The organism is Kangiella spongicola (genome assembly GCF_003194565.2).
In the GTDB taxonomy this organism is placed as follows: domain Bacteria; phylum Pseudomonadota; class Gammaproteobacteria; order Enterobacterales; family Kangiellaceae; genus Kangiella; species Kangiella spongicola.
This window is the reverse complement of record NZ_QICH01000002.1, coordinates 623,712-640,299: the sequence shown is the minus strand read 5'-3', so window position 1 is coordinate 640,299 and position 16,588 is coordinate 623,712. Positions and strand designations below refer to the sequence as shown.

Genomic DNA, 16,588 nt, shown 5'->3' with positions numbered 1-16,588 from the left:
CAGTGGCACGTTCGTTAAAGAAAGGCCCTTTCATTGACCTTCACTTATTGAAGAAGGTTGAAGAAGCTGCGGCCTCTGGTTCTAAGAAACCAATTAAAACATGGTCTCGTCGTTCAACTGTTTTCCCGGAAATGGTTGGTCTGACGATTGCCGTTCACAATGGTCGTCAACACGTACCAGTCTTCGTTTCTGAAGACATGGTTGGCCACAAGTTAGGTGAGTTTGTATTAACTCGTACCTACCATGGTCATGATGTTGATAAGAAAGCCAAGAAGCGATAAGGCGAGGAGTGGAAGATGGAAGTAGCAGCTAAATTGCGTAATGCCGCCATCTCGGCACAGAAAATGCGTCTTGTTGCCGATCAAGTTCGTGGCTTACCAGTAGAAAAAGCGTTGAACATTCTTGAATTCAGCCCGAAGAAAGCGGCTCGTCTAATCAAGAAAGTTCTTGAGTCTGCGATTGCTAACGCTGAGCATAATGAAGGCGCTGACATCGACGAGTTGAAAGTTTCGACTATCTTCGTTGACGAAGCGGCAACAGCTAAGCGTATGCGTCCGCGCGCGAAAGGTCGTGGCGACCGCATCTTAAAGCGTACTAGCCACGTCACCGTTAAAGTATCGGATAACTAGGAGAAGGTAATGGGTCAAAAAGTTCATCCTACCGGTATCCGCTTAGGTATCGTAAAAAAGCATACTGCAACTTGGTATGCTGAGCGCGGCGATTTTGCGGATAACTTGGAAAGTGATATCAACATCCGTAACTGGTTGTTAAAAGAATTGAAGCATGCTTCAGTATCTCGCATCGAGATCGAGCGTCCAGCGAAAGCGATTCGTGTGACTATTCACACTGCGCGTCCTGGTATCGTTATCGGTAAGAAAGGTGAAGATATTGAGAAGTTGCGTGGCAAGATTGCTCAGATGGCTGGTGTTTCTGCACAAGTATCTGTTGAGCAAGTTCGCAAACCTGAGCTTGATGCTCAGCTAGTTGGCGACAATGTTGCACAACAATTAGAGCGTCGTGTGATGTTCCGTCGTGCGATGAAGCGTGCCGTTCAAAATGCTATGCGTCTTGGTGCTCAAGGTATCAAGATCGAAGTAAGTGGTCGTTTAGGTGGTGCTGAGATTGCTCGTACTGAGTGGTACCGTGAAGGTCGTGTACCTTTGCATACGCTTCGTGCAAACATCGATTATGCAACGTCTGAAGCGAATACTACTTACGGTATCATCGGCATTAAAGTATGGATTTTCAAAGGTGAAGTTCTTCCTGGCCAAGAAATTGAAGAGCCGAAAGAAGATAAAAAACCTCGCCGTAGAAAACCTGCTCCTAAAGCTAAGAAGTAGGGGTAAGTATTATGTTATTGCCAAAAAGAACGAAATATCGTAAGCAGCATAAACTGCGTAACCGTGGCTCTCAAGCTCATAACGTAAGCTTTGGTGAGTTCGGTTTAAAAGCTACGGGTCGTGGCCGTATGACAGCTCGCCAAATTGAGGCGGCTCGTCGTGCGATGACTCGTCACATGAAGCGTGCTGGTAAAGTTTACATTCGTGTATTCCCAGACAAGCCAATCACTAAAAAGCCTTTAGAAGTTCGTATGGGTAAAGGTAAAGGTAGTGTGGAATATTGGGTTGCACAGATTCAGCCAGGCCGCATGTTATATGAAGTAGAAGGTATCTCTGAAGAGTTAGCGCGTGAAGCATTTGCTTTAGCAGCAGCTAAACTTCCTTTCAAAACTACCTTTGTTAAGCGGACGGTGATCTAATGAAAGCGACAGAATTGAAAGATAAGAGCGTTGAAGAGCTCAACGTAACCTTAACTGAATTGCTTCAAGATCAATTCAAGTTACGTATGGAAAAGGCTACGGGCCAAGTGACAGAAACACACAAGTTGCGTGAAGTACGTCGTGATATCGCTCGTGTTAAAACCATTATCAACCAAAAGGCAGGTTCATAATGAGCACTGATACTATTCAACGCACATTACAGGGCAAAGTCATAAGTGACAAAATGGACAAGTCCATTACTGTTTTAGTAGAGCGTCAAGTGAAGCACCCGTTATACGGTAAGTTCATCAAGCGTTCATCTAAGATTCACGCTCATGACGAAGCTAATGAGTGCAAATTGGGTGATGTGGTTAAAATTGCTGAGTGTCGTCCTCTATCAAAAACTAAGTCTTTTAAGCTAGTTGAGATAGTAGAGCAAGCTCGCTAATTGAACCATATTTAACCCTGATGTGATTAATTTCGCCTCGGGGTTAGGATTTTTACTAATTTAATGGTATACTCCTGCGCCTTTTAGCGCGGGATTAAGCGGAGAAAACCATGATCCAGATGCAATCAGTACTAGACGTAGCGGATAACTCAGGCGCACGTCGTGTAATGTGTATTAAGGTACTGGGTGGTTCGCATCGTCGTTACGCCAATATTGGTGATGTCATCAAAGTAAGCGTAAAAGAAGCGATCCCACGCGGTAAAGTAAAGAAAGGTGACGTTCTAAACGCAGTTGTTGTTCGTACTCGTAAAGGTGTTCGTCGTCCAGACGGCTCTTTAATTAAGTTCGATGGCAATGCTGCAGTTATCTTGAACAGTAACCAACAGCCGATTGGTACTCGTATCTTTGGACCTGTAACACGTGAATTACGTGGCGACAAGTTCATGAAGATCGTGTCTTTGGCACCTGAAGTACTTTAAGAGAGACGAGAATCATGCAAAAGATTAAGAGCGGCGACGAAGTCATCGTAATCGCGGGAAAAGACAAAGGTAAACGTGGTAATGTTGACCGCGTTCTTCCTAATGGTCGCGTGATTGTGAGTGGCGTAAACATTATTAAGAAGCACACTAAGCCTAGCCAAAATCCTGACGGTTCTATCAATGAAGGTGGAATTATCGAGAAAGAAGCAGCGTTAGACGCTTCAAATGTAGCAATTTACAACCCTTCAACTGGCAAAGCTGACCGTGTTGGCATCAAAGTTGAAGACGGAAAGAAAACGCGCTTCTTCAAGAAAACTGGCGAAGCGATTTAATAGTTAACATTTAGGTAATAAATGATGGCGAAACTGCACAACTTTTACAAAGATACTGTTGTACAAGAACTTAAAGATAAGTTCGAGTACAAATCAGTTATGCAAGTCCCACGCATTACCAAGATCACATTAAATATGGGTCTGGGTGAAGCTCTTGCGGACAAGAAGATCCTTGAGCACGCAGTAAATGATATGACTGCTATCTCAGGCCAAAAGCCTATCATCACTAAAGCACGCAAATCTGTTGCTGGCTTTAAAATTCGTGATGGCTACCCAATTGGCTGTAAAGTGACTCTTCGTGGCGAGCGTATGTGGGAATTCTTAGAAAGATTTATCTCAATCGCGGTGCCACGTATTCGTGACTTCCGTGGTTTGAACCCTAAATCTTTCGACGGCCATGGTAACTACTCTGTAGGTATCAAAGAGCAAATCATTTTCCCAGAAATTGATTATGACAAGGTCGATAAGGTTCGTGGTATGGATATTACTATTACGACTACGGCAAACACCAATGAAGAAGGGCGCGCATTGCTAAGTGCGTTTAACTTCCCATTGAAATCATAAGAGGCACGCTATGGCTAAAAAATCTATGATAGAGCGTGAGTTGAAGCGTGCGAAAACTGTAGAGAAGTACGCTGCAAAACGCGCAGAGCTTAAAGCAATCATCAACAACCCAGAGTCTTCAGAAGAAGAAGTTTGGGAAGCTCAGGTGAAGCTGCAAAAGCTACCACGCAACGCAAACCCTGTGCGTCAACGTAATCGTTGTCGTGTCACTGGTCGTCCACACGGATACCTTCGCAAATTCGGTATGTGCCGCAATAAATTGCGTGAGCATGCGATGAAGGGTGACGTTCCTGGTCTGGTTAAATCTAGCTGGTAAGCTGTTGGAGAATCACTAATGAGTATGCAAGATCCTATAGCAGATATGTTGACTCGAATTCGCAACGGCCAATCTGCTGCGAAGAAAACTGTCAAAATCCCTGCTTCTAATATTAAGAAAGCCATCGCTGATGTTTTGGTTAATGAAGGTTTTATCCAAGGTTACAGCGTTGAAGAAGGCAAAAAACCTGTGATGACTGTTGAGTTGAAATACTACCAAGGTCGCCCAGTAATTGACGAATTGAAACGTGTAAGCCGTCCAGGTTTGCGTATCTATAAAAAAGTTGATGAGCTTCCTAAAGTTATCGGCGGTTTAGGTATCGCAGTCGTTTCTACATCTAAAGGTGTGATGACTGACCGTGCAGCGCGTAAAGCGGGCTTCGGCGGTGAGATCATCTGCACTGTAGCGTAAGGGGAGAGTAAAGATGTCACGTGTAGCAAAAGCCGCTGTATCTATCCCTTCAGGTGTTGAAATCAACATCAAAGACGGCGTGATCAGTGTTAAAGGTGCAAAAGGCCAGCTTGAGCAAAACCTTCACAATGATGTAGAAATCAAAGTTGAAGACGGCGAAGTTACTTTTGCTCCTAAAGCTGAAGTTAAAAGTTGGGCAATGGCGGGAACATACCGCGCATTGGTTAATAATATGGTAACTGGTGTTTCTGACGGCTTTGAGAAGAAATTGAAGCTAGTTGGTGTTGGTTACCGTGCGCAAGTTCAAGGCAAGAAATTGAACTTATCCCTAGGTTTCTCACACCCTGTAGAGTTTGAAATCCCAGAAGGCGTAACAATTGAAGCTCCTTCACAAACGGATCTCGTTGTTAAGGGTGCGAACAAGCAAGTAGTTGGTCAAGTTGCGGCAAACATCCGCGCTTACCGTCCGCCAGAGCCTTACAAAGGTAAAGGTGTACGTTATGTTGACGAATACATTGTTCGTAAAGAAGCCAAGAAGAAATAGTAGGGCAGGGTCATGAAAAAGAAAATTCAACGTTTGCGTCGTGCGGCCAGTAGTCGCGCTAAAATGCATGAGCTAGGTGTAACGCGCCTAGTTGTGAATAGAACCCCTCGCCACATTTACGCTCAAGTAATCAACGGTGAGAACGGTAATGTAATCGCGAGTGCTTCGACTGTGGAAAAGGCCGTTCGTGGCGATGTGAAGTACACAGGTAACCTAGATGCTGCTAAGCAGGTAGGTACTTTGGTTGCTGAGCGCGCTATCGAGGCGGGTGTAAAGCAAGTTGCTTTCGACCGCAGTGGATTCAAATATCACGGACGCGTAGCAGCTCTTGCTGATGCCGCTCGTGAAAAAGGCTTACAGTTCTAAGGTGTGAAGCATGGCAAAAGATATGAATAACCAAGAAGGTTTAGTTGAAAAATTAGTCAACGTAAACCGCGTTGCTAAAGTAGTTAAAGGTGGTCGTATTTTCGGTTTCACTGCTTTAACTGTTGTAGGCGACGGTAAGGGTAAAGTGGGTTTTGGTCGTGGTAAATCGAAAGAAGTACCAGTCGCAATCCAGAAGGCTATGGAGCAAGCTCGTCGTAACATGATTCAAGTTGAGCTTAAAGATGGTCACACTTTACAACACGCATTAAATGCTCGTCATGGCGCATCAAAAGTTTACATGCAGCCAGCATCTAAAGGTACTGGTATTATTGCCGGTGGTGCGATGCGTGCTGTTTTTGAGGTGCTAGGTATCCAAAACGTATTGGCAAAAAGCGTTGGTTCTACAAACCCAATTAACATCGTTCGTGCAACGATTAACGGTTTGACCCAAATGACTTCGCCAGAAGAGATGGCTGCCAAGCGTGGTAAATCAGTAGAAGAGATTTTGGACTAAGACGATGGCAAAGAAAATGATGAAAGTAACGCAGACGCGTTCTAGCATTAGCCGCTTAGAAGCTCACAAGGCTTGTTTGCGTGGTCTAGGTTTGCGTCGCATTGGTCATACTGTAGAAGTTGAAGATACTCCTTCAACTCGCGGTATGGTAAATAAAGTTTACTACATGGTAACTGTTGAGGAGTAATATCATGCGTTTAAATACATTGATGCCAGCTCCTGGTAGTAAGAAAGATCGTAAACGTGTAGGTCGTGGTATCGGTTCTACCGATGGTAAAACTGCAGGCCGTGGTCACAAAGGTCAGAAATCACGTTCAGGCGGTTTTAGTAAGATTGGCTTCGAAGGCGGTCAGATGCCTTTAAAACAGCGTTTGCCTAAGTTTGGTTTTAAATCACGCAAAGCTTTGACAACTGCCGAAGTACGTTTGAGTGAATTAGCTAAAGTTGAAGGTGAAGTTGTTGATATGTTGACTTTGAAAAAAGCACGCATCATTAACGAAAGCATCTTAAGCGCTAAAATTATCTTGTCTGGTGAAATCGATCGTGCTGTAACTGTTTCTGGTGGCATTCGTGTGACGAAAGGTGCACAGAAAGCAATCGAAGCAGCTGGCGGTAAGGTTGAAGCATAATGGCATTATCACCACAGCAATTAGCTAAAAGCGGTGGTTTGAGTGAGCTCAAGCAGCGTTTGCTGTTTGTGCTCATTGCTATTGTAGTTTTCCGTCTTGGCTCTTTCATCCCTGTTCCAGGGGTGAACGCTGATGCACTAAAACAGATATTAAATTCAGATACGATTTTCTCTTTATTTAATGTCTTTTCTGGCGGTGCGATGGAGCGTGCTTCAGTTCTAGCGTTGGGTATCATGCCTTATATTTCGGCATCGATTATCATGCAGATCTTAAGTTATGTTGATCCGCGCTTAAAAGAGATTAAGAAGGAAGGCGAAAGTGGTCGCCGCAAAATCAACCAATATACGCGTTATCTAACGGTTGCTCTGGCAACAGTTCAAGCGTTTGGTATGGCTACACAGTTACCGAATATGGTTCCTGGCTTGGTTGAGAATCCTGACTTTTCGTTCTATTTTGTTGCTATCGCTACATTGGTTACAGGTACTATGTTCCTAATGTGGTTAGGTGAACAAATTACGGAAAGGGGTATCGGTAACGGTATCTCGATCATTATCTTGGTGGGCATTGTTGCCGGCTTCCCGCAGGCAATTCAGCAAGTATTTTCACAAGCATACGACGGACAACGTGACGTACTAGGTATCCTAGTATTTGGTGTTTTCGCGTTAGCTGTGATTTATTTCATTGTATGGTTTGAAACGGCTCAACGTCGTATCACGATTAACTATGCAAAACGCCAGCAAGGTAATAAAGTATTTGCAGCTCAAAGTAGCTTCTTACCAATGAAGTTAAACATGGCGGGTGTAATCCCTGCTATTTTTGCTTCTAGTATCGTGTTATTCCCAGGCACACTGTTGTCATGGTTCGGTAACGCGGGCGAAGTTAATTGGTTAACTACTTTGTCGCAGAACTTACAACCTGGTAATCCGGTTTATATGTTGCTGTACGCAGCGGGTATTATCTTCTTTGCTTTCTTCTATACAGCATTGACGCAAAACCCACGTGATACAGCGGATAACTTAAAGAAATCCGGTGCGTTTATTCCAGGTATTCGTCCTGGCCAGCAAACAGCTAGCTATCTTGATAAAGTGACTACTAGACTTACGTTCTGGGGTGCTCTTTACATGACAGCCGTATGTTTGTTACCAGAGTTCCTGATTTTGCTATTTGAATATCCGTTCTACTTTGGTGGTACGTCGTTATTGATTATTGTAGTTGTCGCTATGGACTTCATGGCTCAAGTACAAGCTCATTTAATGTCGCAGCAATATGACTCGGTATTGAAGAAAGCAAATCTTAAAAAGCATGGCCCATCCGGTCGTGTTCGTCGCTAAGCATGTTGGAGTAACAAATGAAAGTTCGTGCTTCTGTTAAGAAAATGTGCCGTAACTGCAAAGTGATTCGTCGTCACGGCAGTGTTCGCGTTATCTGTGTTGACCCGCGCCATAAACAGCGTCAAGGTTAATTCGATAATTGTTTGATTTTTAGGCGTGAAGTGGCTAAAATAGCCGCCCTTTCACGCCTGCTTATTTAATTTAGGAGATATTGTTAAATGGCTCGTATAGCTGGTATTAACATTCCGGTACATAAGCATGCTGATGTCGCACTGACCGCTATCTATGGTATCGGTCGTCCTCGTGCACAGAAAATCTGTGCTGATGCAGGGGTTGAACCTACTGCAAAGATCAAAGATTTGAACGATGACCAAATTGAGAATCTACGAAACGAGGTGAGCAAATTTACTGTCGAAGGTGATTTGCGTCGCGAAATCAACATGAATATTAAACGTTTGATGGACTTGGGTTGTTTCCGAGGCATCCGTCACCGTCGTAACCTACCTTTGCGTGGGCAACGTACGAAGACAAATGCCCGCACCCGTAAAGGTCCTCGCAAACCGATTAAGAAATAGTTTGGTGGAACATAATGGCTAAAACACCTCGTACTAGTAAGAAAAAAGTTAAAAAGACCGTAGTTGATGGAATGGCGCATATCCATGCTTCATTTAATAACACCATCATTACGATCACAGACCGTCAAGGTAATGCTCTTTCATGGGCTACTTCTGGTGGTTCTGGCTTCCGTGGTTCACGTAAATCTACTCCTTTCGCTGCACAGGTAGCTGCTGATCGCGCTGCTCAAGTAGTAAAAGAAATGGGTATGAAGAATGTTGAAGTATTCGTTAAGGGTCCTGGACCAGGTCGTGAATCAGCGGTTCGCGCACTTAACGCTGCTGGCTTTAAAGTCACCAACATTACTGACGTGACACCTATTCCACACAATGGTTGTCGCCCGCCTAAAAAGCGTCGTGTGTAACAATAACGGGAGTTTATAATGGCTAGATATCTAGGTCCAAAACTTAAATTGTCACGTCGTGAAGGTGTCGATCTAGGACACAAATCAGGCGTTCGTGCAATTGAGACCAAATGTAAAATTGAAGTTGTTCCAGGTCAGCACGGTGCTCGTCGTAGCCGCCTATCTGACTACGGTCTACAGCTTCGCGAAAAGCAAAAAGTTCGTCGTATCTATGGTGTTCTTGAGCGTCAATTCCGTAACTACTATAAAGAAGCTGACCGTATCAAAGGTGCGACTGGTTCGAACTTGTTACGTCTTCTTGAGTCACGCTTAGACAACGTAGTTTACCGTATGGGTTATGCTTCAACTCGTGGCGAAGCTCGTCAACTTGTTAGTCACAAAGCAATCATGGTTAACGGTGAGTCGGTTAATATTCCTTCTTACACAGTTAAAGCTGGTGACGTTGTTTCTGTTCGTGAAAAATCACAGAAACAAGCACGTATCGTTGCAGCTCTTGAGTTAGCAGCACAGCGAGATAAGCCTGAGTGGATTGAAGTAGATGCTAAGAAAATGGAAGGTACGTACAAGCGTCTTCCAGAGCGTACAGAACTTGACGCTAGCATCAACGAAAACCTAATCGTAGAGCTTTACTCTAAGTAATTTTTAATCCTTGAGAGGGATAATATGTCAGCAACTGAATTTCTGACTCCGCGTCAAATTAAGGTCGAATCAGATCAGGGTACTAAAGCCCGCGTTATATTGGAGCCTTTCGAGCGTGGATTTGGACACACTTTGGGTAACTCACTGCGTCGCATCTTATTGTCTTCAATGCCAGGTGCCGCGGTGACAGAAGTAGAAATCGACGGCGTACTTCATGAATACTCAGCAATTGAGGGTGTTCAAGAAGACGTGATCGATATCCTTTTGAACTTAAAAGGGTTGGCAGTTCGCCTTGAAGATAAAGAAGAAGTTACTCTTACTTTACAGAAAAAAGGCGAAGGCGTCGTGACTGCTGCTGACATTGAAGAAGTTTCAGGTGCAGAAGTAGTGAACAAAGATCACTACATCGCTACTTTAAATAAAGGTGGCGCTTTAACCATGCGTATCAAAGTTGTTCTTGGTCGCGGTTATGAAGCATCAAATACTCGTAAGTTACCAGAAGGTGAAGATAAGCCGATTGGTGTTTTACAAGTAGACTCTTCTTTCAGCCCAATGAGAAAAGTATCTTACACCGTAGAGTCTGCGCGTGTAGAGCAGCGTACAAACTTGGATAAGTTAGTTCTTGATCTTGAAACTAACGGAACTATTGACCCTGAAGAAGCGATTCGCCGTAGTGCTACAATCCTTCAGCAGCAATTAGCAGCTTTCGTTGACTTAAAAGATGAAAAACAAGCTGAGCCAGAAAAAGAAGAGCCAGAAATCGATCCGATTCTATTACGTCCGGTTGATGATCTGGAGCTGACTGTACGTTCTGCAAACTGTTTGAAAACTGAGAATATCCATTACATTGGTGACTTAGTACAACGCACCGAAGTTGAGTTACTTAAGACTCCAAACCTCGGTAAGAAGTCTTTAACTGAAATCAAAGACGTTCTTGCTTCTCGTGGTTTGTCGCTAGGTATGCGTTTAGAAAACTGGCCTCCATCAAGCATCTTAGGCGAATAGTCTAACGCTTGACGTCAGTAACAAAATAAGCTGGATACTTTCTACTTTTCTAAAGTTATGAGTATCCAGTTTTTTTAATCGAAGTAATTATTGTTTGATGATTATTTCAGTAGGTAGGGAACCCGTTCTCTACATAACCATAAGCAATTTTGCTTAGTAAGCTTTCCTAGTACTACAGTAGGCTAGGATTAAATAGAGTGAGGACTCAATATGCGTCATCAAAAATCAGGTCGTAAATTAAACCGTAATAGCTCACACCGTAAAGCTATGTTCCGTAACATGACAGCGTCATTAATCGAGCATGAGCTTATTCGTACTACTTTGCCAAAAGCAAAAGAGTTACGTCGTATTGCTGAGCCATTAATTACTTTGGCGAAAAAGGACACTGTTGCTAACCGTCGTTTAGCCTTTGCACGTCTACGTGACAATGCTGCGGTAGCAAAACTTTTCACTGAGCTAGGTGTTCGTTATCAAGAACGTCCAGGTGGTTACCTTCGCATTTTGAAGTGTGGCAACCGTCCAGGCGATAACGCCCCTATGGCTTATGTTGAGCTAGTTGACCGTCCAATCGTTGAAGAAGATGACTTTGAAGTTGAAGAAACTGAAGAGTAATTTAGTTTCTTGATGGATTATAAAAAAGCCCGCTATGCGGGCTTTTTTATTGCTTGTTTTTTCTTTGTTCTGATTGTGGCACTGGCGCTTCGTAAGCCTTCTTTACAAACAAAATTGTAAAAAAAGCACCCATACCTATCATAAAGAGTATTACAATCGCACTCATTATACCGAACGAGCTAGAAAACAGTTCTTTTAATAGTTCCATAGTTGGACTCCTGCGTTTCAAGGGTACCACTATAGTCTAACTATGCTACCGGATATGTTCTTGATCCAGATCAGTTTTAATCGCTTATATCAGGGTTTCTGATGTGCAATATCTCTCCTTCAAAGTATTCTGGCTCGCTGGCATACCAGTCTAGTAACTCGCAGTCAGGGTATTTAGATAAGCATTGTTCAGATAAAGCATAAAAAGGCTCACGACCGGGATCGGCAATTACGATTTCTCTTACTCCTGCCTTGAATGCGCGGTTTACCAAGTTGTAGTGTATTTTGGATAACTTATCCCAGAAACACACATCTGCACCGATTATGATATTAAAATTGGCCAGTTGTTTTTTAGTTAACTTCTCGAAGCTGGCTTGTTTTGTGGTTACTTCTACTTCATTTAAGGCTGCTTGAACCTCTAAAAAGGGGAATACTTCGTTATCACGATCAACCCCAGTCACTTTAGCCGAAGCATGTTGTGCGCAAAAAATACTGGCTGGTCCCCATCCGCAACCGAGCTCTAGAACATTCTGTTCAAAGCCCAGAGTTTCGTTATGTAAAAAATAATCCATTAACAAATAACTACTGTTCCAGGTTTTATGGCCGTGAATTGACGGTGTGTAGTGTTTTTTGAGTTTTCGTACAAAGCGATGGTTATTTTGCAATAACAAGATGCCGTATGCCTGAAATATGTTTTTGTCTGGAAGCTCTTGAAGTAAAGGCATTATTTAGTTCCGGTGCGTTTGGTTTGTGCAGTTTAATCTTTGTTTCTCAATTTGTTAAGTTTTCGCCGTGCTTGATCTATATGCCAATCGTTTATTGACTTAGTGACTTTCGCGATTGCTATCGTCAATACTGAGAGGTCGTCAACTAGACCACCAGGCAGAATATCTGGTATAGCATCTATGGGCATTATGAAATAGCCTAGCGCTACAAGTATAATTGACTTTTCCTTGGCGGGTGTTGCCGGATCTTTAAAGCAGTAATATAGAATCAATACTTTTTCTAAAGCTTCTAAAGTCGCTTTTTTAGCAAATTTAGATATTTTGTGCCAAAAGCCTTTGTCAGAATAAAACCGACTGGCTTTTTGTAATTGAGGCTTTATCTGCTTTTTTGTGGTTTTCATTCTAATATACTGCTTTAACAGCTGTGAAATTGAAAGTGGGGTTAATGCTTTTTTACAAAGGTTTCGCATACTTGCTATAGTCTCAGCTAGGGCTTTGATGATTCACTCTTCTATTAGACTTATGAGGTGTATATGCATAGTCATGGTCACAGCCATGCTAATGATGATGAAAAGCATGAGCATCCGGTAGCCAGCCGTAAGCAGATGCTATGGGCGGTATTACTGACTGGCAGTTTTATGCTGGTAGAGGTTGTTGGCGGACTAATTTCTGGTTCATTGGCGTTACTGGCTGATGCGGGGCATATGCTGACGGATACCGCAGCCTTATTGTTAGCATTTTATGCAATAACATTAAGCACCAAGCCTGCGGATAATAAGCGAACTTTTGGTTACGGGCGCTTACAGGTTCTTGCTGCCTACACCAATGGTATCTTTTTGATCTTATTAACCGGCTGGATCCTCTGGGAAAGCATACAGCGATTTTATCAGCCAAACCCAATTCAAAGCATGACCATGTTAGTGGTCGCAATTCTTGGCTTAGTGGTCAACCTCATTGTCTTTAAAATTCTTCACAGCGCTAGCGACTCCAATATCAATGTTCGTAGTGCTTTGTTGCATGTTATCGGTGATTTATTGGGTTCGGTAGGGGCTATCGTTGCAGCACTCATTATTTGGCAGTGGGGTATTTTGTGGGTTGACCCCTTACTTTCGATTGTTGTCTCTATGTTAATTTTGCGTAGCGCTTACCGCATCATCAAGGATTCATCACACATTCTATTAGAAGGAAAGCCACAAGAAATGGATTCGCACCTGATCAGGCAGGATTTAATGGCCTTAGAAGGCATTGAAGATATTCATCATATCCACCTTTGGAGCATAAGCGAGCAAGAGCCTTTAATGACGTTTCATGCGGTAATTTCCAATGGTTTTGATAAAGATGTGATGATCGATAAGATGCTTGAACTACTTCAGCAAAAACATGGAATTACTCACGCGACTATTCAGGTTGAATCTACAAGCTGTGCAGAGGAGCTTAACCCTGTAGGTTGCGAGGAAAGGGCCTAGCTTTACTGAGTTGCGTAAGCTTATTTTTGTAAGTCAGACAAAAAGCGACGCTGTTTATCGATTCCGTCGAGTTTTCGTGCAAGTTTATGCTCTAGTTCTTGCAGGCTTTTTGAGTGTGGTGCGGCTTCTTTTACCAGCTGTTGTGCCTGGTTGGTATATTTAGAGAGAACTCTTGCCAGTTTTAACAGCTGCTGATGAGTGAAAAATTGGCCTTTACTGTATAGCGAGCGCTTTATGCTATTAAACATAGCGTCAGCTTCTTCGTCATGCTTAAAAAAGAAAGGAAGTTTTTGCCTTTTTATCCAACTAGAAATAGTAGCGTCTTTGTCTTGCGAATAAACAATAATAGTTGCTCGATCTGACATCAGGCTTTGTACCTTGCGCATCATCGGATAGCCTAAGGAGTTATTAAGGCTTACCACAACGATTTGTACAGACGGGCGAGAAAGGCGCAGAAAATTAAAGGCAACTTTATAGTCATCAACATAATCATACTTATAGCCGGCCTGCTCCAATTTTTCGGCAGTGTCTGCTAAGATGCGTGTACTGTCGTCGATTAACAAAATCGTGCTCATATAAATTGCCTAGGGCATAACCTGTAAAATTGTCTGATGAAAACGGTTTAATATTCTACGCTAGCAAATGGAACCCAATAGTTCCAATTTAAGCTATTAAATAGTTGATTCGGTGGCATTTTAGCATTGATCGAATCACGATAAATTCATTTACTCATAAAATCTTGTTAGAAAATGTGAAAGGATACGTTTTTGAAAATAAAAGTGTTAATAATACTGACAATCTGTGGCGCTTTGAGTTCATGCGCAACTTATAAACCGAGCAACGTCAATGACCTGTGTAATGTCCTTTCGGAAGCTAGCTGGTATGAATCCGCGCTAGATTCACAGAAAAAATGGGGAACTCCGATCCATGTGCAACTAGCGATTATGCACCAAGAGTCAAAATTTAACCGCACCATTCGCCCTGATATGGAATGGTTTCTCGGTATTATTCCCACTGGACGCCCTTCGAATGCATACGGTTATGCTCAAGCCTTAGAAGGAACGTGGGAAACCTACATTCGCTCTACCAAAAACTGGAACGCTAAACGTGATGAGTTTGATGATGCGATAGACTTTATTGGATGGTATACCTACCAATCACATAAGAAATTGGGTATTTCAAAGTGGGATGCTAAAGCCCAGTATTTAGCCTATCACGAGGGTTGGGGCGGTTATAAGCGTAAGACCTATGATAAGAAAGCGTGGCTGATAAAAGTTTCTGACAAGGTTAAAAGGCGCTCGCTAGAATATGCTCGACAATACAAAGGCTGTAGGGCGCAATTAGATGATAATATTCGCGGCTGGTTTTAAGTGATTAGCGCGTCAATAAGGACATAAAACCGACCTTGCAAAAGTGGTAGAATCAGCCTTATTTAGGGCGCATTTCGCTATCGGATCGGTTAGAATGAGCGCAACTATTTCATATAACATTAGAGGAATTTAGGTATGTTGGGTAATACGACCTCTTTAAGAGATTTTGACCCGGAATTAATGGCTTCTATTGATGCAGAAGAAAAGCGTCAGGAAGCACATATTGAGTTAATCGCGTCTGAGAATTACACCAGCAAGCGAGTCATGGAAGCGCAAGGTTCTGTGCTGACTAACAAGTATGCTGAAGGCTATCCTGACAAGCGCTATTATGGCGGTTGTGAGTATGTCGATGTTGCGGAAAAATTAGCAATTGAGCGTGTTAAAGAGTTGTTCGGTGCCGATTACGCAAACGTCCAGCCTCACTCAGGTTCGCAGGCAAACGCCGCTGTTTATATGGCATTAATCAAGCCGGGCGATACGATTTTAGGTATGAGCCTGAATGACGGCGGCCACCTAACTCATGGTTCTAAAGTGAGTTTCTCTGGCAAAATCTATAACTCAGTCGAGTATGGCGTTGACGACAAAGGTTATATCGATTACGAAGAAGTCGAGCGTTTGGCGCTTGAGCATAAGCCACAAATGATAGTCGCTGGTTTCTCAGCCTATTCGCGTGTTGCTGACTGGGCCAAATTCCGTGAGATTGCTGACAAAGTTGGCGCTTATTTGTTTGTAGATATGGCGCACGTTGCGGGCTTAATTGCAGCTGGCGAATACCCAAACCCACTTCCTCATGCTCACGTTGTAACCTCAACCACGCATAAAACATTAGCTGGCCCTCGTGGCGGCGTTATCTTGTCGAAAGGCAATCCTGATTTAGAGAAGAAACTAAACTCAGCAGTGTTCCCTGGTGGCCAGGGCGGTCCTTTGATGCACGTTATCGCAGCAAAGGCAGTGGCTTTTAAAGAAGCGTTAAGCGATGAATTTAAAGCGATGCAAAAGCAAGTTAAAGCCAACGCACAAGCAATGACAAAAGTGTTTGTCGAGCGTGGTGTAAACATTGTTTCTGGCGGCACAGATAACCACTTGTTCTTGGTCGACTTGATCAGCAAAGATATTACCGGCAAAGACGCAGAAGATGCTTTGGGTCGCGCCAATATTACTGTAAACAAGAACACAGTTCCGAACGAGCCACGTTCACCGTTTGTTACTAGTGGCTTACGTCTTGGTACGCCTGCAGTGACCACGCGTGGTTTTAAAGAAGCCGAAGTGACTGAGCTTGCTGGTTGGATTTGTGATATTCTTGACGACATCAACAATGAGCAGGTCATTAGCGACGTTAAAGCTAAAGTTATGGAATTAACGAAACGTTTCCCTGTATACAAGTAACCAAATAGGAAGGATTAACGGCCATGTATTGCCCATTCTGCGCTCACCCAGATACGAAAGTGATTGATTCGCGATTAGTTGCTGATGGAAGTCAGGTACGTCGCCGCCGTGAATGTTTATCGTGCGGCGAACGATACACGACGTTTGAAAGCGCAGAATTGGTCATGCCAAAAATCATCAAGTCGGACGGCACGCGAGAGCCGTTCGATGAGCTGAAGATGAGAACTGGCTTGGCTAAAGCCGTAGAAAAGCGTCCGGTTAGTGTTGAGGACCTTGAAGCGGCTATTAATAAAATCCTATCCAATCTCCGTGCGCTAGGGGAGCGAGAAGTTCCAGCGAGTGTGGTCGGAGAAGAAATCATGAAAGCATTGCGCGCTTTAGACGATGTTGCCTATGTGCGCTTTGCTTCTGTTTATCGTCGCTTCCAAGATGTTCAAGCGTTCCGAGAAGAGATTGATAAACTTCAAAGCGACAAGTAAAACTTGAGCCACTTTGAGGGCTGCTTG

Annotated in this window: 31 protein-coding genes; 27 read left to right on the top strand and 4 right to left on the bottom strand. The window is 43.3% G+C overall.

The genetic code is table 11. The features are described from left to right. Positions 1–2: 2 nt before the first annotated feature. The 23 genes from rpsS (at position 3) to rplQ (ending at position 10,928) form a co-directional block, all read left to right on the top strand. Positions 3–281, top strand: coding sequence for a 30S ribosomal protein S19 (gene rpsS / locus DL796_RS08720; protein ID WP_046561879.1), 279 nt, complete (start codon positions 3–5; stop codon positions 279–281). 15 nt (positions 282–296) lie between these two features. Continuing rightward, a complete protein-coding gene (rplV, locus tag DL796_RS08715; RefSeq protein ID WP_110201305.1) occupies positions 297–629 on the top strand; it encodes a 50S ribosomal protein L22 in 333 nt (110 codons plus the stop codon). A gap of 9 nt (positions 630–638) precedes the next feature. After that, the gene (gene rpsC, locus DL796_RS08710; protein WP_110201304.1) at positions 639–1,340 is read left to right on the top strand and encodes a 30S ribosomal protein S3; all 702 of its coding nucleotides are present in this window, start codon (positions 639–641) and stop codon (positions 1,338–1,340) included. A gap of 11 nt (positions 1,341–1,351) precedes the next feature. Beyond that, on the top strand, positions 1,352–1,759 hold the full coding sequence (gene rplP / locus DL796_RS08705; RefSeq protein WP_110201303.1) for a 50S ribosomal protein L16: 408 nt from the start codon (positions 1,352–1,354) through the stop codon (positions 1,757–1,759). Continuing rightward, positions 1,759–1,950: a 50S ribosomal protein L29 gene (gene rpmC, locus DL796_RS08700; RefSeq protein ID WP_110201302.1), complete on the top strand. Its 192-nt coding sequence runs from the start codon at positions 1,759–1,761 to the stop codon at positions 1,948–1,950. The genes rplP and rpmC overlap by 1 nt, the downstream gene beginning before the upstream one ends. Then, positions 1,950–2,207 carry a 30S ribosomal protein S17 gene (gene rpsQ, locus DL796_RS08695; RefSeq protein ID WP_110201301.1) on the top strand — a complete coding sequence of 86 codons (258 nt, stop codon included), beginning with the start codon at positions 1,950–1,952 and terminating at the stop codon, positions 2,205–2,207. The genes rpmC and rpsQ overlap by 1 nt, the downstream gene beginning before the upstream one ends. A 110-nt stretch (positions 2,208–2,317) precedes the next feature. Further along, positions 2,318–2,686 carry a 50S ribosomal protein L14 gene (gene rplN, locus DL796_RS08690; RefSeq protein ID WP_110201300.1) on the top strand — a complete coding sequence of 123 codons (369 nt, stop codon included), beginning with the start codon at positions 2,318–2,320 and terminating at the stop codon, positions 2,684–2,686. Positions 2,687–2,700: 14 nt separating this feature from the next. After that, positions 2,701–3,018, top strand: coding sequence for a 50S ribosomal protein L24 (gene rplX / locus DL796_RS08685; protein WP_110201299.1), 318 nt, complete (start codon positions 2,701–2,703; stop codon positions 3,016–3,018). Between the two features lie 24 nt (positions 3,019–3,042). Continuing rightward, positions 3,043–3,582, top strand: coding sequence for a 50S ribosomal protein L5 (rplE, locus tag DL796_RS08680; RefSeq protein WP_110201298.1), 540 nt, complete (start codon positions 3,043–3,045; stop codon positions 3,580–3,582). A gap of 10 nt (positions 3,583–3,592) precedes the next feature. Next, a complete protein-coding gene (gene rpsN, locus DL796_RS08675; protein WP_110201297.1) occupies positions 3,593–3,898 on the top strand; it encodes a 30S ribosomal protein S14 in 306 nt (101 codons plus the stop codon). Positions 3,899–3,916: 18 nt separating this feature from the next. Then, the gene (gene rpsH, locus DL796_RS08670; RefSeq protein ID WP_110201296.1) at positions 3,917–4,309 is read left to right on the top strand and encodes a 30S ribosomal protein S8; all 393 of its coding nucleotides are present in this window, start codon (positions 3,917–3,919) and stop codon (positions 4,307–4,309) included. Positions 4,310–4,322: 13 nt separating this feature from the next. Further along, positions 4,323–4,853 carry a 50S ribosomal protein L6 gene (gene rplF, locus DL796_RS08665; RefSeq protein WP_110201295.1) on the top strand — a complete coding sequence of 177 codons (531 nt, stop codon included), beginning with the start codon at positions 4,323–4,325 and terminating at the stop codon, positions 4,851–4,853. Positions 4,854–4,865: 12 nt separating this feature from the next. Beyond that, positions 4,866–5,219 (top strand): 50S ribosomal protein L18, encoded by a 354-nt coding sequence (gene rplR, locus DL796_RS08660; protein ID WP_110201294.1) that lies wholly within the window; start codon positions 4,866–4,868, stop codon positions 5,217–5,219. 10 nt (positions 5,220–5,229) lie between these two features. After that, on the top strand, positions 5,230–5,733 hold the full coding sequence (rpsE, locus tag DL796_RS08655) for a 30S ribosomal protein S5 (RefSeq protein ID WP_110201293.1): 504 nt from the start codon (positions 5,230–5,232) through the stop codon (positions 5,731–5,733). A gap of 4 nt (positions 5,734–5,737) precedes the next feature. Continuing rightward, positions 5,738–5,920, top strand: coding sequence for a 50S ribosomal protein L30 (gene rpmD, locus DL796_RS08650; protein WP_110201292.1), 183 nt, complete (start codon positions 5,738–5,740; stop codon positions 5,918–5,920). A 4-nt stretch (positions 5,921–5,924) separates the two neighbouring features. Next, positions 5,925–6,362: a 50S ribosomal protein L15 gene (gene rplO, locus DL796_RS08645; protein WP_110201291.1), complete on the top strand. Its 438-nt coding sequence runs from the start codon at positions 5,925–5,927 to the stop codon at positions 6,360–6,362. After that, positions 6,362–7,693 (top strand): preprotein translocase subunit SecY, encoded by a 1,332-nt coding sequence (secY, locus tag DL796_RS08640; RefSeq protein ID WP_110201290.1) that lies wholly within the window; start codon positions 6,362–6,364, stop codon positions 7,691–7,693. The genes rplO and secY overlap by 1 nt, the downstream gene beginning before the upstream one ends. 17 nt (positions 7,694–7,710) lie before the next feature. Further along, positions 7,711–7,824, top strand: a complete 114-nt coding sequence (gene rpmJ / locus DL796_RS08635) for a 50S ribosomal protein L36 (RefSeq protein ID WP_046561862.1) — start codon at positions 7,711–7,713, stop codon at positions 7,822–7,824. 87 nt (positions 7,825–7,911) lie between these two features. After that, positions 7,912–8,268, top strand: a complete 357-nt coding sequence (gene rpsM, locus DL796_RS08630) for a 30S ribosomal protein S13 (protein WP_110201289.1) — start codon at positions 7,912–7,914, stop codon at positions 8,266–8,268. A gap of 14 nt (positions 8,269–8,282) precedes the next feature. Next, entirely contained in the window at positions 8,283–8,672 is a 390-nt protein-coding gene (rpsK, locus tag DL796_RS08625) for a 30S ribosomal protein S11 (RefSeq protein ID WP_110201288.1), read from the top strand. An 18-nt stretch (positions 8,673–8,690) separates the two neighbouring features. Beyond that, a complete protein-coding gene (gene rpsD / locus DL796_RS08620; RefSeq protein WP_110201287.1) occupies positions 8,691–9,311 on the top strand; it encodes a 30S ribosomal protein S4 in 621 nt (206 codons plus the stop codon). Between the two features lie 24 nt (positions 9,312–9,335). Beyond that, on the top strand, positions 9,336–10,316 hold the full coding sequence (locus DL796_RS08615) for a DNA-directed RNA polymerase subunit alpha (protein ID WP_110201286.1): 981 nt from the start codon (positions 9,336–9,338) through the stop codon (positions 10,314–10,316). A 210-nt stretch (positions 10,317–10,526) separates the two neighbouring features. Next, on the top strand, positions 10,527–10,928 hold the full coding sequence (rplQ, locus tag DL796_RS08610; RefSeq protein WP_110201285.1) for a 50S ribosomal protein L17: 402 nt from the start codon (positions 10,527–10,529) through the stop codon (positions 10,926–10,928). A gap of 46 nt (positions 10,929–10,974) precedes the next feature. Here rplQ and DL796_RS08605 read toward each other — a convergent pair whose 3' ends face one another. The 3 genes from DL796_RS08605 to DL796_RS08595 form a co-directional block, all read right to left on the bottom strand. Then, a complete protein-coding gene (locus DL796_RS08605) occupies positions 10,975–11,136 on the bottom strand; it encodes a DUF3149 domain-containing protein (RefSeq protein WP_110201284.1) in 162 nt (53 codons plus the stop codon). Between the two features lie 76 nt (positions 11,137–11,212). After that, complete coding sequence (locus tag DL796_RS08600; protein ID WP_110201283.1) at positions 11,213–11,860, bottom strand: class I SAM-dependent methyltransferase; 648 nt, start codon at positions 11,858–11,860, stop codon at positions 11,213–11,215. 32 nt (positions 11,861–11,892) lie between these two features. Next, entirely contained in the window at positions 11,893–12,261 is a 369-nt protein-coding gene (locus DL796_RS08595) for a YkvA family protein (RefSeq protein ID WP_170114238.1), read from the bottom strand. Positions 12,262–12,393: 132 nt separating this feature from the next. Here DL796_RS08595 and DL796_RS08590 point away from each other — a divergent pair, with 132 nt between their 5' ends. Next, positions 12,394–13,326, top strand: coding sequence for a cation diffusion facilitator family transporter (locus tag DL796_RS08590; protein ID WP_110201281.1), 933 nt, complete (start codon positions 12,394–12,396; stop codon positions 13,324–13,326). A gap of 20 nt (positions 13,327–13,346) precedes the next feature. On the opposite strand, the gene DL796_RS08585 is transcribed toward DL796_RS08590, so the two are convergent. Next, positions 13,347–13,901, bottom strand: coding sequence for a response regulator (locus DL796_RS08585; protein WP_110201280.1), 555 nt, complete (start codon positions 13,899–13,901; stop codon positions 13,347–13,349). A gap of 192 nt (positions 13,902–14,093) precedes the next feature. On the opposite strand from DL796_RS08585, the gene DL796_RS08580 reads away from it, so the two are divergent. The 3 genes from DL796_RS08580 to nrdR all read left to right on the top strand — a co-directional run bounded on the left by DL796_RS08580 (position 14,094) and on the right by nrdR (position 16,561). Beyond that, positions 14,094–14,696 carry a transglycosylase SLT domain-containing protein gene (locus DL796_RS08580; protein ID WP_110201279.1) on the top strand — a complete coding sequence of 201 codons (603 nt, stop codon included), beginning with the start codon at positions 14,094–14,096 and terminating at the stop codon, positions 14,694–14,696. A gap of 135 nt (positions 14,697–14,831) precedes the next feature. Continuing rightward, a complete protein-coding gene (gene glyA / locus DL796_RS08575) occupies positions 14,832–16,082 on the top strand; it encodes a serine hydroxymethyltransferase (protein WP_110201278.1) in 1,251 nt (416 codons plus the stop codon). A gap of 23 nt (positions 16,083–16,105) precedes the next feature. Beyond that, positions 16,106–16,561 carry a transcriptional regulator NrdR gene (gene nrdR, locus DL796_RS08570; RefSeq protein ID WP_110201277.1) on the top strand — a complete coding sequence of 152 codons (456 nt, stop codon included), beginning with the start codon at positions 16,106–16,108 and terminating at the stop codon, positions 16,559–16,561. Positions 16,562–16,588: the final 27 nt, after the last annotated feature.